Source organism: Priestia veravalensis (assembly GCF_001457055.1).
Taxonomy (GTDB): Bacteria; Bacillota; Bacilli; order Bacillales; family Bacillaceae_H; genus Priestia; species Priestia flexa.
In genome coordinates this window covers 1-18,459 of sequence record NZ_KQ758673.1, presented here as the reverse complement: position 1 = coordinate 18,459, position 18,459 = coordinate 1, and the positions used below count along the sequence as shown (strand labels likewise).

Genomic DNA, 18,459 nt, shown 5'->3' with positions numbered 1-18,459 from the left:
CCTAAAAATCAATGATTTACTAATCAGCATTATGAAGCTTATCTTAATGATAAAGCCATATGCTCTTCGTCCCAGTACTGTCCTTTATACTTTAGTGCATTTCGTTCAACCGCATAGGTCACAAACCCAAACGAGTCGTATAGCGCGATTGCTTCTTTATTCGTTGAAACAACGGTGAGCTGCAGCTGTTCAAGTCCTAATTGTTTTGCTTTATCCAACACAACTTGCACAAGCTCTTTTGCAACTCCCTTTCCTCGTGCATCTTTTGCTACATACATTGCTAAAAGGTTACCTTTATGGCGAATTTTCAAAGGCTGTTCTGCTTGAAGTGTAATCATTCCTATAAGCTGTTCACCTCGAAATGAACCGAATGTGTAAAAATGCTCTTTCACTAGTTTCTCTCCCATCTCTTCTTCTAATTGAGGAGTGCTAGCTTCTTCATCATAGGTTTTTAAAAAGGCAGCTGGGCTTTCCAAAAGCGATTCAAGCCTTAGCTTTACGTATTGTCTTGCATCATTTTTCGTCAGTAATCGAATCATTTTTCTCCTCTCTTCGTAACACTTCATTCGCCGCTCGCAAATATAAGATGTACGATTTAGCTGGTTCGTCACTATCTCCAGCTAGTTCCAAAAGAAATTCTTCAATAAGGATAAAATTATCAATGATATGCTTCGTTTTCATGCCTCGACTCGTTAACAAACTATTTAACCATAAGGCGTAATCGCTAAACACAGCTTCATTTTGAAGCAGGTATGACGTATGTAACTATCTCATGTGGTAGTGATTGTCCTCGATTCACTTTTGCTTCCCTCGTTCACCAAATTTTTGTAAAAGCGTAGGCTCTTGCTCATAAATTTGTTCTGTTACCTTTTCTACAATTTTATTTACAGGAAGGTTTGTCATATAGCCACAACCTTATATTGACGTATGCTCGGAATGACCGCTGCTAATTCTTGATCTGGATATCTCTTTTCAAGCTCATGAATTTCCTTGAATTCCTTGCTTCGCACCCATTTTAAATAAGACTCTTTCGTTTCAAATGTAAGCTGCACCGTCAGCTCTCCTGCACGCTTATCATTTTGTAACAGCTGAAAATCCACAAAACCAGGAGCTTGATCGACTTTCCTTGATCGCTTTTGATAAATGTTGATGACTTCTTCTGCCTTTTCATCAGGTACATCAAATGTTGAAAATACCGTATACATTATTTCCCCTCCAATGTCGCTAACTCTTACTTTTCAGTCTACCACAGCACGTTTTTAATGTATACGAATCGGTCGTCCTACATTTAATTTATGTCCCATTTGATATAAAAGAGCTCCCATGAAAATATCTTCATGGGAGCTCGCTTAATTAAACAACGTCAATTTTCACATCAACATTACCGCTAATTGCTTTTGAATAAGGGCAATAGGAATGGGCCATTTCTACATATTTCTTCGTAGTGTCTAAATCTAATCCTTCCACATGAACCGTTAAATCCACTTCTAATTTAACTCCTTGATCTTTAGCATCTGTACCAAGACGTACAGTAGCGGTGACCTTACTGCTTTCAATCTCAACGCTGTGTCTTTTCAACATGAATTCTAAAGCACTATTAAAACATGTGCTGTAGCCAGCCGCAAATAATTGCTCTGGATTTGTTTCGGTTGTGGCATTACCTCCTAGTGATGATGGTGCAGCAACTTCTAAGTTAAAAATATTATCTGGCGAATGTACTTCACCACTTCTTCCACCTGTATTAATAGCCGTTGTTTCATATAAAGTTTTCATTAATTCATTTCTCCTTTTGTGTTTTCATTGATTTAATTGTACACAATTTAATTTTAAAAAACAAGTATAAAGATAAAAAAGCTAAGAATTTGATTTCTTAGCTTTCCACAACATAATGTATCAAATTTGTTATATTCAAAATCAAAAGGCCAAGAACAAGTCTTGACCTTTCTTACCGCTTCTAGATTCCACGTGATAACCCATAGTAGGCAATTTGATAATTTGCTTCGCCTTTTGCAAATACCGTAACAGCTGACTTCGAATCTTTTTGTGGGAATATGCGTGAAGTAAATACTGTTTTTCCGCCGTTAATATATACTTCTAGAATGCTTTTATCAACGAAAATACGAACATCAACACAAGAAGCTGATTCCCATTTTTCCGTTCTTACAACTCCGTAATCTGTAGCATATTGATGTTTGAAATGAGAACGATCTACTCGCACTTCTTCTTTTTCATGATCAAAAACAAGCGTTAGTGTTTCTTCCTTGCTGTTAAAAAGCTGAAAGCCTACTTGAGAAGCTTCAATATTCGTAAAGCTCATATCTATCTCATAGGCATTGTTAGTAGCTTCATCAATAATAACTTCTTCGTCTGTTAAACGCCCGCGAAAATGAACTGCATCATCGCGAAGCTTTGTTAGTTCAGAAACAGGCTTTTGCACTAATTCTGTTCCTTCTAATGACAGCTCACGCGGAAGAGTTAAAGCGTGAGCCCAACCATATTGATCAGATGGATACTCGACGTCTGGATTTCCAATCCACGAAAACATTAAACGTCTTCCCTGTTCGTCTTCAAACGTTTGGGGAGCATAAAAATCAAAACCCTTATCGATTTCACGATAGTATTCCATGTCAAACGTTAGATCATCTAGATTAAATGTGCCTACTGCATAAATAACATTATAGATATTATGAAAATTATGACCTTCTGCCTGAATGCCTTGCGGTGAAAACACAAAAACGTCTTTTCCATCTAATTTAAAGTAATCAGGACACTCCCACATATAGCCAAAATCCGGCAGCTTCGTTTTTACTTCACCTTTAAAACGCCAATCGAGCGCATCAGTTGATTCATATACAATTAACGTTCCCGTTTCGTTTTCGCGCTGTGCTCCTAGAAGCATGTAGTACATGTCGTTTTCTTTCCATACCTTTGGATCACGAACATGTCCGGTATAACCAACTGGCACGCCTTCTACTACAGGATTCTGACTATACTTTTCTACGGTACCATCTTCATGTAAGATGGCCATGCATTGATTTGCTGTACGAGATCCATCTTCATACTTTACATTTCCCGTATAATAAAGGAGCCCTTTTCCATCTTTCACAACGGCACCTCCAGAATATGCCCCATGCGACTCATACTTTTCTGTCGGCGCAATCGCTACAGGAAGTCTCTCCCAGTTTACTAAATCTTTTGATTTCACATGTGCCCAATGCTTCATACCATGAATTGCTCCGTAAGGATACCACTGATAGAAAACATGATATTCTCCATTAAGTTGGATTAAACCATTTGGGTCGTTCATTAAGCCATATTCAGGATAGATATGATAAATAGGTTGCCAGCTATCCTGCTTCGCTTTATTTTTTAGTTCTTCAAGTTCGCCGGGCTTCGCTTCAAAAATTGTTCGATATTTTGATGTAGACATATGTATAAATCCCTCCAACACATTCAACAAGCATTTTGTTTCACACTCTATCATATAAAACTTTCTTTTAAAAATCCAACGAATCCAAAACGGATCTTGTCGTTTTATTGTGTCGTATTTTAAAGATAAGTTTTTTTACAATTTTTATGTCAAAAAAGAAGGGTTCTTGGAAGGATGGTTGAATATTATATAACAATCAAAATTCATCAACCTGTACGAGCATCCGACGGCAAGCGGCAGATTTTTTTAACTAACGCAATATGTTTTACAGGAAGTATTCAACAAAATGGTAGGTCCTTCATATGATTACATATTATAAGAGGAGGTATATGTCATGAAAGAAGAAAATGTAAAACAAGTTGTAAACAGAGGTAGTAAAGAGCTTTTAGTAGGTACCATTGTAGGAAGCGTTGTCGGGGTTGCAACTGCACTGCTAGTAGCTCCAAAGTCAGGAAAAGAGCTCCGCGCTAGCATTCAAGATCAAGCAAATCAAGCATTAGCAAAAACTGGTCAAGTCAAAGAAAGCGTCTATGCAAAAGGACAAGACTTAAAGCAACGCACTGCACGCATTTCACAAGTGGTATCAGAACAGTCTGTTCAAGTTGTAAACAAAGTAAAATCACTTCGTCCATCGACTGAAGAACTTGAAGCTGCCGCTACTACTGAACGCACAGAGGTTGAGGAAGAAACAATTGGAGAAGTGCCTACGCTAGAAGCAGAAAGCCAAATAAAACAAGAGCTTGAAAATATCGAAACTGAAGTTAATGAATTAGAACAATCAGTTGAAGAAGTAAAATAAAAAAACGCTGTGTGGATGCTCGCCTTCCATGCAGCGTTTTACGTTGTAAAGAAACTAAACACTCCCCATAATACAAAGAACACAAGTAATAATGAACTAATTAAAATTACTCTTCCTAACAGATTATAGGTTTTCTGTTCATCATACAACTTTTGATTTACCGCTTCTTCTATTAACATCGACTTATACTCTGGCCCTTCTAAACTTTCTGGGGTTTGCATTATTACCTCTCCTCTCCCACTCAAACTTTCTAACTATTCTAATTATAACACATTTTATTTTTATCAAAAAATAAAATGCCTGGAAGGAATTTTATACTTAACATTCCATTCCAGGCATTGCTATATCTTAGGAGTTGGAGTAGGTTTTCCGTATCCTTTTTTATACTTTTCATCAATATCATTTCGAATTTGCTTTATACTTTTACCTTGACTGTATTCAATTACCGACTGCGCAGCAATGTCTAAGCATATCCCACACCTTGTTGCATGATCATCCCATACAACAGCTCCACCTACTTTGTTTTCATAAATAAAACAATCATAGCTACTTGTATGCCCTACTGTATCACCACAGCCACAGTAGCATGGAATCTTTTCAAGAAGCTCTTTATGCTTACCAACTGAGCGATATACAACCTTCATATTCTCGTCTTTATCATTTAAAAACGTTGGTAAAATTTCATTGCTTTTTGTTTCTTCACGAATGTCCGCTGTCGTTTCAATTTCATGATGTGAATGAGATTCATGCTCACTGCTACTTTTCTCTTTTCCACATCCCGTAAGTACAATACTTGTACTAACTATCCCTAAAATCATCCACTTTCCACAGTTCATCACTTTCCCCCCTGTTGTACCTTGTACAATTTTCATGGAATTTTATCTACTAATAGTATACAGCATATGAACCGTTCATTTCCTCCTACTATATGTATTTACTTATTTTGCAATCAGAAGAGATAAAAAAAGAGTTTGGGACATAACAAAATGATTGCTTCTAAAAAACGAACACTAGCTATTCCCATCTCTTTGGTTTGTCTCCACACGTTCGTTCCATTGCGCTACGGTCACTCGCTTTCCGCGGGGAGGAACCTGAGCTTCCTCGCTGCGCTGCGGGATCTCCGTTTTCCCTCTCTTTCCCGCAGGAGTCGAGTGTCCTACGCTCCATTCCACCCTGTTTCCAACATTGTTTTCACAATCAACCAAAAAAACCTGAACGATTAAAAGTTATGAACTCTCAATCGTTCAGGTATAGTAGAGGCTAAACTACTTATGTCTCAGTCTCTTTCTCTTATAATTGAATGTTAGTTTTGTTTCCAAGATTGTACTAGGTCTACAACTGCTGACACAACTTCGATTCCTTGAAAAGCGAATAGACCTGCAGCGGCCATTGAGAAAAACCCCACTACAACATCTTTTAGAATGATTGGCATATGAACATCTCCTTTTCTACTTTGAAATATACGCTGTTCATCCCGGTTAAGCGCCTGCTTTTCTCTATACCCTTTTTTAAAAAGGATATTCCTACATTCTACTCTTTTTTCACGAATTTTCAATACCATTTAGTGATAAAAATATTACCATGTTAAATTGAAAACGATTAACGTTTTCTTATAGTAAAGAAGCACACCCTTGAACTGCGCCCCTTCTTTTACAAGTAGCTTTCATCTTTCCTCAAGAGCTGATCCAAAGATAATGCTCCACTTCCTGCAAAGACAAGATGTAAAGACATAGCTAGAAGTGCAATATCTAACTCATATCCTCCCACAAATGGCGCTCCCAGTTTTGCTGTAAAAATAGCTCCTAGCATAACAAAAACAAACAATGCTGCAACAATTCGTGTGCCTAGTCCAACAATAACAGCAACTCCACCAATTAGTTCTATAATTGCTACTACATAAGCCATGAAACCAGGGATACCAATGCTTTCAAAAAAACCTACAGTTCCGTCAATTCCGCCTTGAAATTTACTTAGGCCATGAATAAAAAATGTTAACCCTAATACAACACGTATAAAGAATGTACCAATTGTATAACTCTTCATGTTAGTTCCTCCTTTTATGTATCCTCTATCACTATTTTAGTAGCAATATATATATAATTACAAGTTATTTTTATATTATAATTATGTAACAAAAAATAAACCACTTACATTTTATTAGTAAGTAGGTTTATTTTTGCTATCAACTTAAATAAAAAGCTCTCATATACTCTTTAATAATAAGCTCTGCCGTTGAGTTAATTACATTTGTTGGAAGATACTCATGAAATCGAAAACGATTCTGTTTATTTACGTTAACGTCATGAACAGAAGCTATGCTTAATTGATTTTGAAAGCACTTCAACATCGCCATAGGAGGACTAGAGAGAATGTGAGCACCAATCTTATTTATCGCTTGTTTGCTAATCGCATGCGGAACTGCAGTTAGCGAGCTCATCCATAAATCTCCTCTGTCGTTCATTTCATTTAATAGAAATTTCCAAGCCTGCACACTATGAGATAAGCTTTTTTCATCTTCACTTTTATTTAAAGCTACATCTAAGCCATCTGCTATTGCTCTTGCAAAGGGGTATAAATCATAAGCCTTAATACTAAAATCTCCATCTACAAATAAAATAATGTCTCCCTTTGCAACCTCGGCACCTATCGTTCGACCTACATCATGCCCTAACGCATTCTTATAAACAATTGTTTTCGCTCCCATATTTTTGGCAATTTGTTCTGACTCATCCGTAGAGCCGTTCACAATAACTATAACTTCAAGAGGCTCAAGCTTCCGAACCTCTTTGATCACTTCTTGTAGCGTTTTCGCTTCATTTTTTACTGGTATGACAACTGATAGCTGCTTTCCTTTATAAAAAGAGGAAAGTTTTCCCCACCCTTTGCTAATGTTTTCATACGGCTGATAAGCATCCGTTCTGTTCATAGCTTTTGAAACAGCTTCTGTTTTAGCTATATAATTGTCCAAGAGCTCCTTATATCTTTCTTTATATTCAGCTCGTTTGTTTTCAAAAGCACCAGGAGCAAACTTCCCTTCTCCAAAAGTTGTAATGGAAAGGTGATGGCTTGTTCGGAAGGAGTTCGTTTGTAGTTCAACAAATAAAGCGAGAGGATTTGTACAAGCAGCAGAGGATAATTGACTATATACTTCCTTAGTAAATGCATATGGAGGAGAAAGATAAGCATTGGTATAATGAGGTTTATTACACATATCATGTAGAACCCTGCTCCACATGACTTCAAACCTTCCAAAATCATGCTGAAATGCTTCATCCCATTTGTTTAAAACCACATCACAATGACTAAATAAAAGTGGTTGAACAAATTGTTTTACTTGTTTCTCTGAGATCATATAATCGCTGTCTAAATATAAAAAGGCGTCTCCCTTACACATGCGAGTTATTTTCATTCGCAATTCATGTGCTGTTTCTTCACCATTCTCTATTTTCACAATACAGCCTTCTTCTTTTGCAATTAAAACCGATCCATCCATTGACTGCTTGGCTAAGACAATCACTTCATGAGGATTTAAACAGCGAGTACTGCGAATGACTTGCCTGATTGTCGCTTCATCATTTTGAACAATTAGAATGATTGAAAGCTTCTTCACATTACGCCCTCCTTTTTAACGCCTTAATACTCCCCTTGTATCCACTATTTTCGCGGCAGTTTTCACAAGTGACCAATCAATGTTTTGATGGTCGGTTAAGATTAAGACTACATTGGCTGTTTGCACCGCTTGTTTAGTAAGCTCTACAGACTGAATGTTGCAACCATTTAGCGTAAAAGTGTCGATATATGGATCATGATATGATAGATTATACCCTCTTGTAATTAGCTCGTTGCATATAGGCAATGCTGGTGACTCCCGTACATCGTTTACATCCCGTTTATACGCGATGCCAATGACCAAAACATTTTTCTCATTCTTATCAAGCTGCTTTTCAACGAGTGTCACAACATGTTCAGTCATTTGTTCATTTATTTCATGAGCTGCTTGAATGAGTTCACTTTTTAAACCAGCCTGTTTGAGCTTCCATACAAAGTAAAGTGGGTCAACAGGAATACAGTGCCCACCAATTCCAGGTCCGGGATAATAAGGAGTAAATCCAAATGGTTTCGTTGCTGCTGCTTCAAGTACTTCATAAAAATCAATGTTCAGCTGTTCACATAATACATTTGTTTCGTTCACAAGAGAAATATTAACTAACCGTTGAATATTTTCAAATAGTTTACACATTTCAGCCACGTTTGGTGACGAAACAGGAACTACTTTTTGAAAGATGCTACCATAAAATTCGCTAATTTTTTGTAAGCAGCTTTCCGTATATCCACTAATCACTTTAGGGATTTGCTCAATGTGATAGTGCGTATTTGCTGGGTCTACTCTTTCAGGAGAATAAGCGAGATAAAAGTCGCTTCCTACTTGTAGCTTTGATTTTAAAAGAATTGGTAAAACAATTTCTTCTAACGTACCTGGATAAGTTGAACTCTCATAGATTACTGTTTGTCCGGCAACCATTTCCTTTTGCAAAAACTCTGAAGCCTTAATCATTGCTGTTAAGTCTGGTTCGTGCTGATCGTTAATTGGTGTTGGAACCGTCACAATTACATATTCACACTGTTTAAACTCTTCAATTCCGTCTTGTAAACATTGAGCTTTAAATTTCTTTTCTCTTTTAATCTCCTCATTTGATACATCTGGAATATAGCTTTTCCCTTGATGAAGTAGGTTCACTTTGCTACGATCAACATCAAGACCTATCACATCAAAACTTTTTTTAGCAACCAATAATGCTAAGGGTAATCCCACGTATCCAAGTCCTAATACTGCTACTTTTTTAGTTTTCATCACGCATCACCTCAGACAAAATGTCATGTCTTCTTGTATCTTTTAAAAAGAGACCTCTTTCCGTTGTTTGATTGAGTAGATAAGCAATTGCTTCAATATGGTCTCCTAAAATCCTTTCCGTTGATTGAGGCAATCCTGTTGTCTTTAAGTGCTCTTTTCGAATGCGATTGGTGCGCGCTACGTCTACAAAATGAATCGCCTTAACCGTAAAACCTGCTAACAAACTTTTCAAATGAAATAAAGGAGGAATGATGAGCGATTCGTACCCGATTTTCTCTATTACTTCTCTTTTTATTGCGTGAGGAATTGCAGTTGTTGTGTTAATGGTTAAATCTGGACGCTTACTAATAGTATTTAAAAAATACTTTGCAGCACTAACAGAATGTAGAGGATGGACTTGATCTAATAAACACTCCAAATTATTGAGCGCAACATCAACTCCATTTTCAGCTGCACGGATGAAATGTTGAAGATTTTCAGCAGAAATAACGATATCACCGTCAATAAACAAGCAAATATCACCTGAACTATACATTGCTCCAATTGCTCTTGGAACATTATGTCCAAGCCTATTTGGATACACAAGTACCGTTGCGCCTGCTTCACGTGCTCTTGAAATCGTTATTTCATCTGACCCATTTGCTACCACAATAATTTCTTCAACACCTGCTTTTTGCACTTCTTGAATAACAAGATGAATCGTTTCTCTTTCTTCTCCAACTGGAATAATCGCACTTGTTTTACATCTCTCTTTTTTCAGGAGAGTGGGTGTATATTCTGATACAATCGTACGGTTACGATTTCCATCCGTAAGTCCTCCCCTTACTCCTTTCTGATGAATTAAGTGAGAAAAAGCTTTTAAATGATCAGCTAAAATTGATTCGGTTGAAAAGGGAAACGGAGAATTAGGAACAAGCGTCTTGTGGGTATTACGAATACGGTTGGTATAAATAACATCTGTGGAACAAGGATATACAACAGACATTCCTTTTAAAATAGCAAGTGTCTGCATTAATGGGGGATGCGCTAAATTCTCAAAGCCGATTTCTTCAGCTGCTGAGCGCTTTATAGCATGTGGAATTGCGGTAACTGCTTGAACTGTTAAATCTGGTCTTTTTAAGCTTAAATTAAGCATATATTTTGAGACAGCCACTACGTGAGGACGAATTTTTCGCTTCATTGTCCATTCCAAGTCATTCAATGCAAGGTCATGGCCATCTTTAATTGCTTGCACATACTGGTTTAGTTCTTCAAAGGGTACAACGATATCTCCGTCTAGAAATACAAGGATATCCCCCTTTGCTTTTTTTGCTCCAATTGCTCGACCAATGTTAATCCCAAGCTTCTCTTCGTACGTTAACACTTTACACCCTTCTTGTTTTGCAATTAAAGCTGTATTATCAGTGGCCCCATTTACAACAACAATGATTTCAAAAGGTGCTATCTTTTTTATTGCCTGAATCACACTTTGCAATGACTCTTCTTCATTACATGCTGGAATGATAACGGATACGTTCATTTTATTCATCTCCACTAATAATACGAATGTATGTGACAGATGCAAAAGGTATTGTGACATCAGTAGGCTCTCCATATGAGCTTGATGTACGAACAACAATTGAAGCTTCAAATACTGCAATTAATGTACCGCTAATAATATCAATTGGGGTAATGATTTGCACAAATGAACCAATGCTTTCTCTTAATGCGTCTTGAAACATCTTTTCCTCTCCTCTCTTTAAACTTTTTGAATTGTAATGATGCTGGTAAATGGTAACAAAATGCTGGAAGTGGCACTTTCAGTTAGCCTTAAATAATCATCGCCTACTTCAGCAACCGTACCTTGCAAAGGACCCGCAACTGTTGAAACGACAACCTCTTCATGTAAATATTGAAGCGCAATTTCTTTAAAAGGCGAAACATCCGCTTCTCTTACAAGCTGAATAAAGTAGTCTCGAAATCGCTGAGAATAAATAACCTCTTCTACTGCTTTTTTTGTATTATTTTCAATGAAAGTACCAAACCTTCTTGAAAATAACAATCTCTTAATTTTCTTTTTGAGACGGTAATAGCTATAACACCACATCTTTTTTTCCTCCTTGTTAGTCATGGAATCATTTGAATTTTACTAGAACACTCAAACGATTACTTTACCAATATATACAAGCTGTCAGGAGGAAGTGATAGAACTTTTTTCGCATTTTTTGATAAATATGCGCTTGTCTCGCATTCTTACAAAGAAAGAGTGCACAATGATTTAACTTTTTTCAAAACAAAAAAGAGTTTGGGACATAACAAAATGATTGCTTCTAAAAGACGAACACTAGCTGTTCCCATCTCTTTGGTTTGTCCCAACTCGTTCGTTCCATTGCGCTACGGTCACTCGCTTTCCGCGGCGAGGAACCTGAACTTCCTCGCTGCGCTGCGGGATCTCCGTTTTCCCTCTCTTTCCCGCAGGAGTCGAGTGTCCTACGCTCCATTCCACCCTGTTTCCAACATTGTTTTCACAATCAACCAAAAAAACCTGAACGATTAAAAGTTATGAACTCTCAATCGTTCAGGTATAGTAGAGGCTGAACTACTTATGTCTCAGTCTCTTTCTCAAATTACTTTACTTTTTTAGCACCTAGATAACGTTCACTCCAATAGCTCGAGTTTTTATCACTGATTGTTACAACTTTTGAGGTAGAAGTGTGAATAAACTGATTATCACCTAAATAAATCCCTGCATGAGAAGGGCCTTCTTTATATGTTTCAAAATAAACAATATCTCCCACTGCTGGTTCCTTCACACTTTCACCTGCCGCATATATATCTGCCACGGTACGCGGAACTTCTACGTCTACACTTTCCTTATATACATATTGTAATAAGCCACTGCAATCGAAGCCAGAAGGTGTTGTACCTGCCCATTTATAAGGCGTGCCAATAAGAGATTTCGCCTTACTAATGACCGCGGACTCGTCAAAGCTAGACGCTCCTTGTTCAACTTCTGTTGTTTCTAGTTCTTTATATGTTTTGGTTCCAACAATTCCATCAGCTACTAGATTATGATCTTGCTGAAAAGCTTGAACTGCTACTTTTGTTTCGTAATTAAAGTATGTAGAAACCTCACCCTTTAAATATCCTTCTCGCTTTAAAGAATCTTTGACTTCATAGATGCTTTCGTTTTTCATTCCTTGTTTTAATAGCTCGTCGTTTGAAGCGGCTTGTCCAATGACGGGTGTAGACAATACAGCTCCTCCCATTAACATAGACGCAACCAATTTCCTCATTATACATACTCCTTCATCTATTTTTCCCACTACTATCTATCAAAGTGGTCACTGTATCACCTTATCATGCACGCATCACAATCAGATAAATAGAACATAACAATCCCATGACAGCACATCACATTTTCATGACATTTTTGAAAATAACGCTCAAACTTTTCAACAAGCAAACCGAAATATATAGTAAGGGTCCATGACCGTTATATACCCATATATGTGCTTACAACTTTAAGGATAATAGGTGATTTTATGAACTGGTTTAGGAAAAACACACATACCGAACAAGCAGTTGCTCTTGAAGAAATGACTGCAAGCATGCAAGTATCTAGTTTAGAAATTCAACAACAAATTAAAATGATTGGTCTAAACTTAGATGACCTTAAAAGAATCGTTAGGCTACAGCCTGCAGTTGAAGAAAATATTATTTCAATTGTAAACGAATTCTATCGAGCTATTGGAGAACAGCAACACTTAGTTACCATCATTGAGAAGCATAGCAGTATTGATCGCTTAAAAAACACGCTTAAAAAACATATATTAGAAATGTTTAACGGCAAAGTAGATGATGAGTTTGTACAAAAGCGTAAAATGATTTCAAAAATGCATGTAAAAATTGGTCTTGAACCGAAGTGGTATTTATGCGCTTTTCAGAACTTACAAATTGCATTAATTGCCCTGTGCCATGAGGAGATAGCCGAAAAAGAAGCCTGCATTCAAACTATTAAAAGTATTACAAAGCTCACTAATTTAGAACAACAAATTGTGTTAACTGCCTATGAAGAAACGTTTGAAGAACAACGACAACTTTTATATCAAGAAAAAAAGCTTATTCAAGATGAGATTAGTCGTACCTCTTCTCTATTAGCTAACCTATCTGAGGAAACAGCACAGTTTGTTTCTCAAATAAGCAGCCAAACGGCGGATGTTGTGTCATTTGCGAATAAAAGCTCAAAGTTAGCTGAGATTGTTTCCAAAGATGCAATTGAAAGCCAAACCAAGCTCGAACAAGAGCAAGCAATGCTTGATGGCATCCAGCAAAATACTTCTCTCATTCAACAACGCATGAAAACGTTAGAAGATACATCAAAGCAAATTACACAAATTGTAGCGATTGTAACATCCATTGCTGAACAAACAAACTTACTTGCTTTAAACGCTTCAATCGAATCAGCTCGAGCAGGGGAACATGGAAAAGGATTTGCCGTGGTTGCTCAGGAGGTTCGTAAACTGGCGGAGGAAACAAAAAAATCAATCGCAAACATTTCAACTTTCATCAAAGATATTCAAAAACAAATAAAAAGCGTAGCTGAGATTGGAGATGAAGTGGCGGGGTTAACAAAAGACACAACGGTAAATATGAATAACATCACAACGTTTTTCACAAATGTTTTAACTGTCACAACAGAAAATAAACAGCAGAGCGTTCTAACAAAAAAAGAACTAGACAAAATATCTTCCATTATTTCAGAATTGACAAATCGTATTGATAAAATTGCTACATCATCCGATGAGCTTTATACACTATCTGAAAAGGTATAAACAAAGCAGAGCCAAGGCTCTGCTTTGTTCTTATCTAAATTAGAAAGTACCAGCTTGTGATAATCCGTATCCGAAGTGCGTGTCACGACCAGCTGGTCCTAAATCAATTGATTTGTTGATTAACAGTTGACGTAACTGTGCATTTGAATATGATGGGTATTTCTGTTTGTATAAGGCTAGGATACCAGCTGCATAAGGGCTAGCCATTGATGTACCGCTTAACGTTGAATATTGACCGTTTAAGTATGTGCTTAGAATAGCCGCACCAGGAGCTGCTATTTCAACAGTAGGGCCAGTTGATGAGAATGAAGCACGGCGATCATAACGATCCGTAGCTCCCACAGCAATAACTGAATCATATTTCGCTGGGTAATTTACCGTATCTCCTGTTCCAGCAGAGTTTCCAGAATTTCCAGCAGCAGCTACTACAACTGCTCCACTTTGATAAGCTCGATCAACTGCCGATTTTAATGCTGTAGATCCTACAGACGTTCCTAAGCTTAAGTTAATAATGTCCATGTCGTTTGCTACAGACCAGTCAATTCCAGCGATGATACTAGAAAGGCTTCCAGAACCGCTGCTTTCAAGTACTTTTACACCGTAAATATCTGCGTTATATGCAACACCAATCGTACCTGTACCGTTATTTTCAGCACCGATAATCCCCGCTACGTGCGTACCGTGTCCATTATCATCATTATAAGAAGATGTATATGATACAAATGAAGCTCCTCCAGCTACTTTTAAGTCTGGATGATTTGTTGCAACTCCAGTATCAACTACCGCCACTTTTACACCTTGTCCACTTAAACCAGTTGACCAACTTGTAGGAGCCTTCACTTTAGAGATTCCCCAGTCTTGCGTATCAGCTGCTACTGATATACGAATATCTTCTTCTACATAAGCTACATTTGGATCTTTTTCAAGCTTTTCAACCTCACTTGGAGTCATTTCTGCGACGGCAATCGGTAATTCTTTCATTTTCTTTTTCACTTTACCGTTTGCTTTTGTAATACTTTTTTCATTTACGCTACTTTTAAACCCTACAATCACTTGTTCTTTTTCTTCAGTTGCTGCATAAGCTCCTCCAGTAGATGGTATTAACACCCCTGCCGTAATTGCTAACGATGTTACAACCTTTAACCAACTATACTTTTTCATATCATTGCCCCTTTCGTATTTTCCACTGCTAGTTTTAGTAGTTTAGTAGCAGCAGAGACAATCCATTAACTTTGCCAGTGAAAGTTGGATTTACTACCTTTAATTATCTATTTTTACAACTTTTTGGCTATAGGTTAATAGGCTGTATAGAAAAGCTGACAAGAGCAAATCTAAGGGCATTTAAAAAGTATTTTTTTTACAATTAAAGAGTATATTTTACCAGGAAGTACAAAAAAATATCTTTAAAATATTCATATTATTATATCACTATCACAAAATAATATTATAATAATTTTCTAAACATTCTTTAATTTTAAAAAACAATAGTAAAGACCTACCCTTCTTTAGTTCTTTATAATTATTATATATATGACTTTATTTCTTTTAATCTAACATGTAAAAAAAGACCATACAAATAGCATGGTCATATACCGATCGAACCAGACAGTTGGGGGAATTGTCATGCATCGGGTCTTTATTAGAGGGCGTTATGATGTGAAAGGAAATCATAATGACTTCCTATTTTACTATATTCACTACAAGAGTTTTTGCAATGGACAAACGTGGATTCTAATACCTTTTTTATTAAACAGTAACACGCCAATCTGCCTTATGACCGTATCTTTTTTCGATTCTAAAACTCAATATCTGCAAAAGCGTAATAAGTCTGGACAGGCTCTCGGTTTCATTAAAAATTTTTAAAAAAATGAATCTAAATTGATTACTTATACGTTATATAGGTAGAAGGCACTTTAACATGACTATAATTGAAAAGGAGGGATTGATTGGATGCGCAATCAATCAAAATTACCAGGAATCTTAATGGTTACATTCTTTTTAATGATCGCCACAATTTTAGGCGCTACTATTATGTTTTAATTAAAACGAAGACCGTATCCTTTGTTTATCTATGAAAACAAAGAATGCGGTCTCTTTATTATCCAATCAATACATCTTCATTTGGATAACGAATTTTTTCACGTTTTGGTTTAGCTAAAGAAAATGCTAAAGTTAACGGACCTATCTTACCTAAAAACATGATAAAAATAATAATAACACGTCCAACGTATGATAGCTCTGGCGTTACTCCCATGGATAAGCCAACTGTTCCAAATGCTGATACAACTTCAAACATCAGCTTTAAAAAAGGCGTGTTCGGTTCCGATATATTTATTGCAAACGTAGCGAAGAACACAAACATAATTGCGATCATAGAAATAGCTAGTGCTTTTACAACATATACAGTACTTAACCTGCGCTTTAATAAGACAATATCTTCACGTCCTCGAATAAATGAAAGGACGGCAAATGTTATCACAATAAACGTTGTTAACTTTATTCCTCCACCAGTAGACGCACTCCCTGCCCCAATAAACATTAAAATGATCATTAAAAAAGCTGTTGAATCCGTCAAGTTAGCTATGTCAATAGAGTTAAATCCAGCGGTCCTCGTACTAACCGCTTGAAAATACGATGTCCACATCTTGTCACCAAGACTTAAGCTTCCCAACGTTTTGGCGTTTCCATACTCTAAGAAAAAAATAAACAGCATCGCCACAGTATTAATGATAAATGTTCCAATAATCATTAATTTTGAATGTAGGCTAAGCTTTTTGTAAGACTTTTTCTCCCATAAATCCGCCAGTACCGTAAATCCGATTCCCCCAATAATAAATAATAATGAAATCGTAATATTAATGAGTGGATCTCCTGCATACTGCACTAAGCTATCAGATAAAAGGCCAAACCCAGCATTATTAAATGCTGATATTGAATGAAACAAGCTAAAAAATAACCCTTTTTCCCAGCCGAACTCTGGTACCCACCGAATGGCTAAAAAAATCAGTGCAATCAACTCAATGACAAAAGAGAAGATAAAAAGGCGCTTTACTAGAAGAATGACGCCACCAATATTAGTTTGGTTTAAAGCGTGCTGGACCATCATTCGTTCTTTAAAACCGATTTTTTTACCGAGCATAATAAAGATCAGCACGGCAAATGACATGATCCCTAATCCACCTACCTGTATCAGAAGCATAATAATCGTCTGACCAAATACCGTAAAGCGCGTTCCTGTATCTACAACGGCTAATCCCGTTACCGTCATAGCTGAAGTAGAGGTAAACAAGGCGTCTATCCAAGAGATTGGTTCCGTTGTAGAAAATGGAAGCATTAAAAGTAATGCGCCAATAATAATTCCCCCTCCAAAGATTGATGTTAATAATTGGGGGGGCGTTAGCTTAATACTTCTGGCTAAACTCATTGATTATACGCCTTCTTCCTCAAAGCGATTAATATCCCGATTATGTCCAATAACAATGAGCATGTCACCTTCATGGATAATTTCATGGGCTGTTGGTGAAATTACCATTTCACCATTTCCACGTTGAAAACCAATAATATTACACCCATACTTGGAACGGATGTTTAAATCAAATAATGTTTTATTATGAATCTTTTTTGAAGCCATTATTTCTACAATGCTATAGTCCTTTGAAAGTTCAATGTAATCAATAATCTTTTCAGAAACTACGTGATGCGCAATTCGTTTCGCCATATCTCGCTCAGGGTGAATGACCTTATCGGCTCCAATTTTTTCAAGTACTTTTTGATGGTATGAATTTACTGCTTTTACCCACACCTGCTTCACACCCATATCTTTCAGTAACATTGTTACCAATACACTCGCTTCAATATCGTCTCCAAATGATACGATTGCATGATCAACATTTCGAATTCCAAGGCTTTTAAGGCTTGCTTCATCCACACCGTTTACTTGCACTGCATAAGTGGCTGTATTTGTGTACTTATTGACAACTTCTTGATTGCGGTCAATCGCTAGAACATCCACATCTAGATTGATGAATTCTTCTACAAGGCTGCCGCCAAAACGCCCTAATCCTAACACCGCAAATTGCTTTTTCATTTCAAACTTTCCTTTCCTATTCCGGTTTCTATCTTGTTTTATTGTGCTCTTTTTTTATGATCTTACTTATTGTAACGATTAATTTCCACACAAAAAAACACAGGAAGGCTCCTGTGTTTTTTACACATTCCATCTCCCCCTCAAAACGCTTGCGAAGTTAGCTGTCGGATTCGGGTTATGAGAGTAACCCTACCTATAAAGGATTCACCCCGAGCACAAAGTGTGCAAAAGTGGTTCCTCCGCTCCTATTAGGATTCAGCGATTTCATCTATTTGTGACTTACTTTAAATGGAAAAATAAGTTATTACTTAAAGTTTCACCTTATCTTACTCCCACATTTTTGGTATGTCAATACCTTTTTTAAATAATAAAATCCCCCTAAAACACTAGTGTTGCATTAATTTAAATTAACTATTAAAAAGACTCAAAATCTTCAATTTTATTATTTTAGGCAAACAAAAAGTCCTTTATAATGGA

The 18,459-nt window shown here is 36.8% G+C and carries 22 protein-coding genes and 1 riboswitch; of the genes, 2 read left to right on the top strand and 20 right to left on the bottom strand.

The window, feature by feature from the left end:
* Positions 1 to 38 precede the first annotated feature (38 nt).
* The 5 genes from AS180_RS15715 to AS180_RS15695 form a co-directional block, all read right to left on the bottom strand.
* Positions 39 to 539, bottom strand: coding sequence for a GNAT family N-acetyltransferase (locus tag AS180_RS15715; RefSeq protein WP_025910841.1), 501 nt, complete (start codon positions 537 to 539; stop codon positions 39 to 41).
* Complete coding sequence (locus AS180_RS23625) at positions 514 to 699, bottom strand: hypothetical protein (RefSeq protein WP_226372982.1); 186 nt, start codon at positions 697 to 699, stop codon at positions 514 to 516. Before AS180_RS23625 ends, AS180_RS15715 begins: the two co-directional genes overlap by 26 nt.
* A gap of 200 nt (positions 700 to 899) precedes the next feature.
* Entirely contained in the window at positions 900 to 1,205 is a 306-nt protein-coding gene (locus AS180_RS15705) for an antibiotic biosynthesis monooxygenase family protein (RefSeq protein ID WP_025910839.1), read from the bottom strand.
* A 148-nt stretch (positions 1,206 to 1,353) separates the two neighbouring features.
* Positions 1,354 to 1,773, bottom strand: a complete 420-nt coding sequence (locus AS180_RS15700; RefSeq protein ID WP_025910838.1) for an organic hydroperoxide resistance protein — start codon at positions 1,771 to 1,773, stop codon at positions 1,354 to 1,356.
* A gap of 181 nt (positions 1,774 to 1,954) precedes the next feature.
* Entirely contained in the window at positions 1,955 to 3,430 is a 1,476-nt protein-coding gene (locus AS180_RS15695) for a glycoside hydrolase family 32 protein (protein WP_025910837.1), read from the bottom strand.
* A 334-nt stretch (positions 3,431 to 3,764) separates the two neighbouring features.
* On the opposite strand from AS180_RS15695, the gene AS180_RS15690 reads away from it, so the two are divergent.
* Complete coding sequence (locus AS180_RS15690; RefSeq protein ID WP_025910835.1) at positions 3,765 to 4,229, top strand: YtxH domain-containing protein; 465 nt, start codon at positions 3,765 to 3,767, stop codon at positions 4,227 to 4,229.
* Positions 4,230 to 4,267: 38 nt separating this feature from the next.
* On the opposite strand, the gene AS180_RS15685 is transcribed toward AS180_RS15690, so the two are convergent.
* From AS180_RS15685 to AS180_RS15645, 12 genes are all read right to left on the bottom strand, one after another.
* Positions 4,268 to 4,450 carry a hypothetical protein gene (locus AS180_RS15685; protein ID WP_025910834.1) on the bottom strand — a complete coding sequence of 61 codons (183 nt, stop codon included), beginning with the start codon at positions 4,448 to 4,450 and terminating at the stop codon, positions 4,268 to 4,270.
* A gap of 120 nt (positions 4,451 to 4,570) precedes the next feature.
* On the bottom strand, positions 4,571 to 5,101 hold the full coding sequence (locus AS180_RS15680; protein WP_225002302.1) for a PCYCGC domain-containing protein: 531 nt from the start codon (positions 5,099 to 5,101) through the stop codon (positions 4,571 to 4,573).
* A gap of 138 nt (positions 5,102 to 5,239) precedes the next feature.
* Positions 5,240 to 5,401 carry a hypothetical protein gene (locus tag AS180_RS22710; protein WP_156413461.1) on the bottom strand — a complete coding sequence of 54 codons (162 nt, stop codon included), beginning with the start codon at positions 5,399 to 5,401 and terminating at the stop codon, positions 5,240 to 5,242.
* Between the two features lie 131 nt (positions 5,402 to 5,532).
* Positions 5,533 to 5,661, bottom strand: coding sequence for a hypothetical protein (locus AS180_RS23890; protein ID WP_257788897.1), 129 nt, complete (start codon positions 5,659 to 5,661; stop codon positions 5,533 to 5,535).
* A 218-nt stretch (positions 5,662 to 5,879) separates the two neighbouring features.
* Positions 5,880 to 6,272, bottom strand: coding sequence for a DoxX family protein (locus AS180_RS15675; protein ID WP_025910831.1), 393 nt, complete (start codon positions 6,270 to 6,272; stop codon positions 5,880 to 5,882).
* A 139-nt stretch (positions 6,273 to 6,411) separates the two neighbouring features.
* The gene (locus tag AS180_RS15670; RefSeq protein ID WP_025910829.1) at positions 6,412 to 7,839 is read right to left on the bottom strand and encodes a glycosyltransferase family 2 protein; all 1,428 of its coding nucleotides are present in this window, start codon (positions 7,837 to 7,839) and stop codon (positions 6,412 to 6,414) included.
* A 15-nt stretch (positions 7,840 to 7,854) separates the two neighbouring features.
* Positions 7,855 to 9,084, bottom strand: coding sequence for a nucleotide sugar dehydrogenase (locus AS180_RS15665; RefSeq protein WP_175384206.1), 1,230 nt, complete (start codon positions 9,082 to 9,084; stop codon positions 7,855 to 7,857).
* A complete protein-coding gene (locus AS180_RS15660) occupies positions 9,071 to 10,600 on the bottom strand; it encodes a glycosyltransferase family 2 protein (RefSeq protein ID WP_062687126.1) in 1,530 nt (509 codons plus the stop codon). The genes AS180_RS15665 and AS180_RS15660 overlap by 14 nt, the downstream gene beginning before the upstream one ends.
* Position 10,601: 1 nt before the next feature.
* Positions 10,602 to 10,802 (bottom strand): hypothetical protein, encoded by a 201-nt coding sequence (locus AS180_RS15655; RefSeq protein ID WP_025910826.1) that lies wholly within the window; start codon positions 10,800 to 10,802, stop codon positions 10,602 to 10,604.
* 17 nt (positions 10,803 to 10,819) lie between these two features.
* Entirely contained in the window at positions 10,820 to 11,167 is a 348-nt protein-coding gene (locus AS180_RS15650) for a hypothetical protein (RefSeq protein ID WP_035321114.1), read from the bottom strand.
* Between the two features lie 237 nt (positions 11,168 to 11,404).
* Positions 11,405 to 11,566, bottom strand: coding sequence for a hypothetical protein (locus AS180_RS22705; protein ID WP_156413498.1), 162 nt, complete (start codon positions 11,564 to 11,566; stop codon positions 11,405 to 11,407).
* A 121-nt stretch (positions 11,567 to 11,687) separates the two neighbouring features.
* On the bottom strand, positions 11,688 to 12,356 hold the full coding sequence (locus AS180_RS15645) for a C40 family peptidase (protein ID WP_062687125.1): 669 nt from the start codon (positions 12,354 to 12,356) through the stop codon (positions 11,688 to 11,690).
* Positions 12,357 to 12,605: 249 nt separating this feature from the next.
* On the opposite strand from AS180_RS15645, the gene AS180_RS15640 reads away from it, so the two are divergent.
* Positions 12,606 to 13,895 carry a globin-coupled sensor protein gene (locus AS180_RS15640; protein ID WP_062687124.1) on the top strand — a complete coding sequence of 430 codons (1,290 nt, stop codon included), beginning with the start codon at positions 12,606 to 12,608 and terminating at the stop codon, positions 13,893 to 13,895.
* Between the two features lie 39 nt (positions 13,896 to 13,934).
* Here the strand turns inward: AS180_RS15640 and AS180_RS15635 are convergent, their stop codons facing one another.
* The 3 genes from AS180_RS15635 to AS180_RS15620 form a co-directional block, all read right to left on the bottom strand.
* Positions 13,935 to 15,056 carry a S8 family peptidase gene (locus AS180_RS15635; protein ID WP_025910817.1) on the bottom strand — a complete coding sequence of 374 codons (1,122 nt, stop codon included), beginning with the start codon at positions 15,054 to 15,056 and terminating at the stop codon, positions 13,935 to 13,937.
* 937 nt (positions 15,057 to 15,993) lie between these two features.
* Positions 15,994 to 17,319, bottom strand: a complete 1,326-nt coding sequence (locus AS180_RS15625) for a TrkH family potassium uptake protein (protein ID WP_025910813.1) — start codon at positions 17,317 to 17,319, stop codon at positions 15,994 to 15,996.
* Positions 17,320 to 17,322: 3 nt separating this feature from the next.
* Positions 17,323 to 17,982 (bottom strand): potassium channel family protein, encoded by a 660-nt coding sequence (locus AS180_RS15620; RefSeq protein ID WP_025910811.1) that lies wholly within the window; start codon positions 17,980 to 17,982, stop codon positions 17,323 to 17,325.
* 131 nt (positions 17,983 to 18,113) lie between these two features.
* A riboswitch (cyclic di-AMP (ydaO/yuaA leader) is annotated at positions 18,114 to 18,253 on the bottom strand.
* Between the last annotated feature and the right edge of the window lie 206 nt (positions 18,254 to 18,459).

Excerpts from the sequence above, each read along its gene's own strand:
- AS180_RS15620 (WP_025910811.1), bottom strand. The coding sequence starts at position 17,982 with ATGAAAAAGCAATTTGCGGTGTTAGGATTAGGGCGTTTTGGCGGCAGC.
- AS180_RS15715 (WP_025910841.1), bottom strand. The coding sequence starts at position 539 with ATGATTCGATTACTGACGAAAAATGATGCAAGACAATACGTAAAGCTA.
- AS180_RS15680 (WP_225002302.1), bottom strand. The coding sequence starts at position 5,101 with ATGAAAATTGTACAAGGTACAACAGGGGGGAAAGTGATGAACTGTGGA.
- AS180_RS15625 (WP_025910813.1), bottom strand. The coding sequence starts at position 17,319 with ATGAGTTTAGCCAGAAGTATTAAGCTAACGCCCCCCCAATTATTAACA.
- AS180_RS15685 (WP_025910834.1), bottom strand. The coding sequence starts at position 4,450 with ATGCAAACCCCAGAAAGTTTAGAAGGGCCAGAGTATAAGTCGATGTTA.
- AS180_RS15690 (WP_025910835.1), top strand. The coding sequence starts at position 3,765 with ATGAAAGAAGAAAATGTAAAACAAGTTGTAAACAGAGGTAGTAAAGAG.
- AS180_RS23890 (WP_257788897.1), bottom strand. The coding sequence starts at position 5,661 with ATGCCAATCATTCTAAAAGATGTTGTAGTGGGGTTTTTCTCAATGGCC.
- AS180_RS15655 (WP_025910826.1), bottom strand. The coding sequence starts at position 10,802 with ATGTTTCAAGACGCATTAAGAGAAAGCATTGGTTCATTTGTGCAAATC.
- AS180_RS15705 (WP_025910839.1), bottom strand. The coding sequence starts at position 1,205 with ATGTATACGGTATTTTCAACATTTGATGTACCTGATGAAAAGGCAGAA.
- AS180_RS15635 (WP_025910817.1), bottom strand. The coding sequence starts at position 15,056 with ATGAAAAAGTATAGTTGGTTAAAGGTTGTAACATCGTTAGCAATTACG.
- AS180_RS15640 (WP_062687124.1), top strand. The coding sequence starts at position 12,606 with ATGAACTGGTTTAGGAAAAACACACATACCGAACAAGCAGTTGCTCTT.
- AS180_RS15700 (WP_025910838.1), bottom strand. The coding sequence starts at position 1,773 with ATGAAAACTTTATATGAAACAACGGCTATTAATACAGGTGGAAGAAGT.
- AS180_RS15695 (WP_025910837.1), bottom strand. The coding sequence starts at position 3,430 with ATGTCTACATCAAAATATCGAACAATTTTTGAAGCGAAGCCCGGCGAA.
- AS180_RS15645 (WP_062687125.1), bottom strand. The coding sequence starts at position 12,356 with ATGAGGAAATTGGTTGCGTCTATGTTAATGGGAGGAGCTGTATTGTCT.
- AS180_RS15675 (WP_025910831.1), bottom strand. The coding sequence starts at position 6,272 with ATGAAGAGTTATACAATTGGTACATTCTTTATACGTGTTGTATTAGGG.
- AS180_RS15650 (WP_035321114.1), bottom strand. The coding sequence starts at position 11,167 with ATGTGGTGTTATAGCTATTACCGTCTCAAAAAGAAAATTAAGAGATTG.
- AS180_RS15660 (WP_062687126.1), bottom strand. The coding sequence starts at position 10,600 with ATGAACGTATCCGTTATCATTCCAGCATGTAATGAAGAAGAGTCATTG.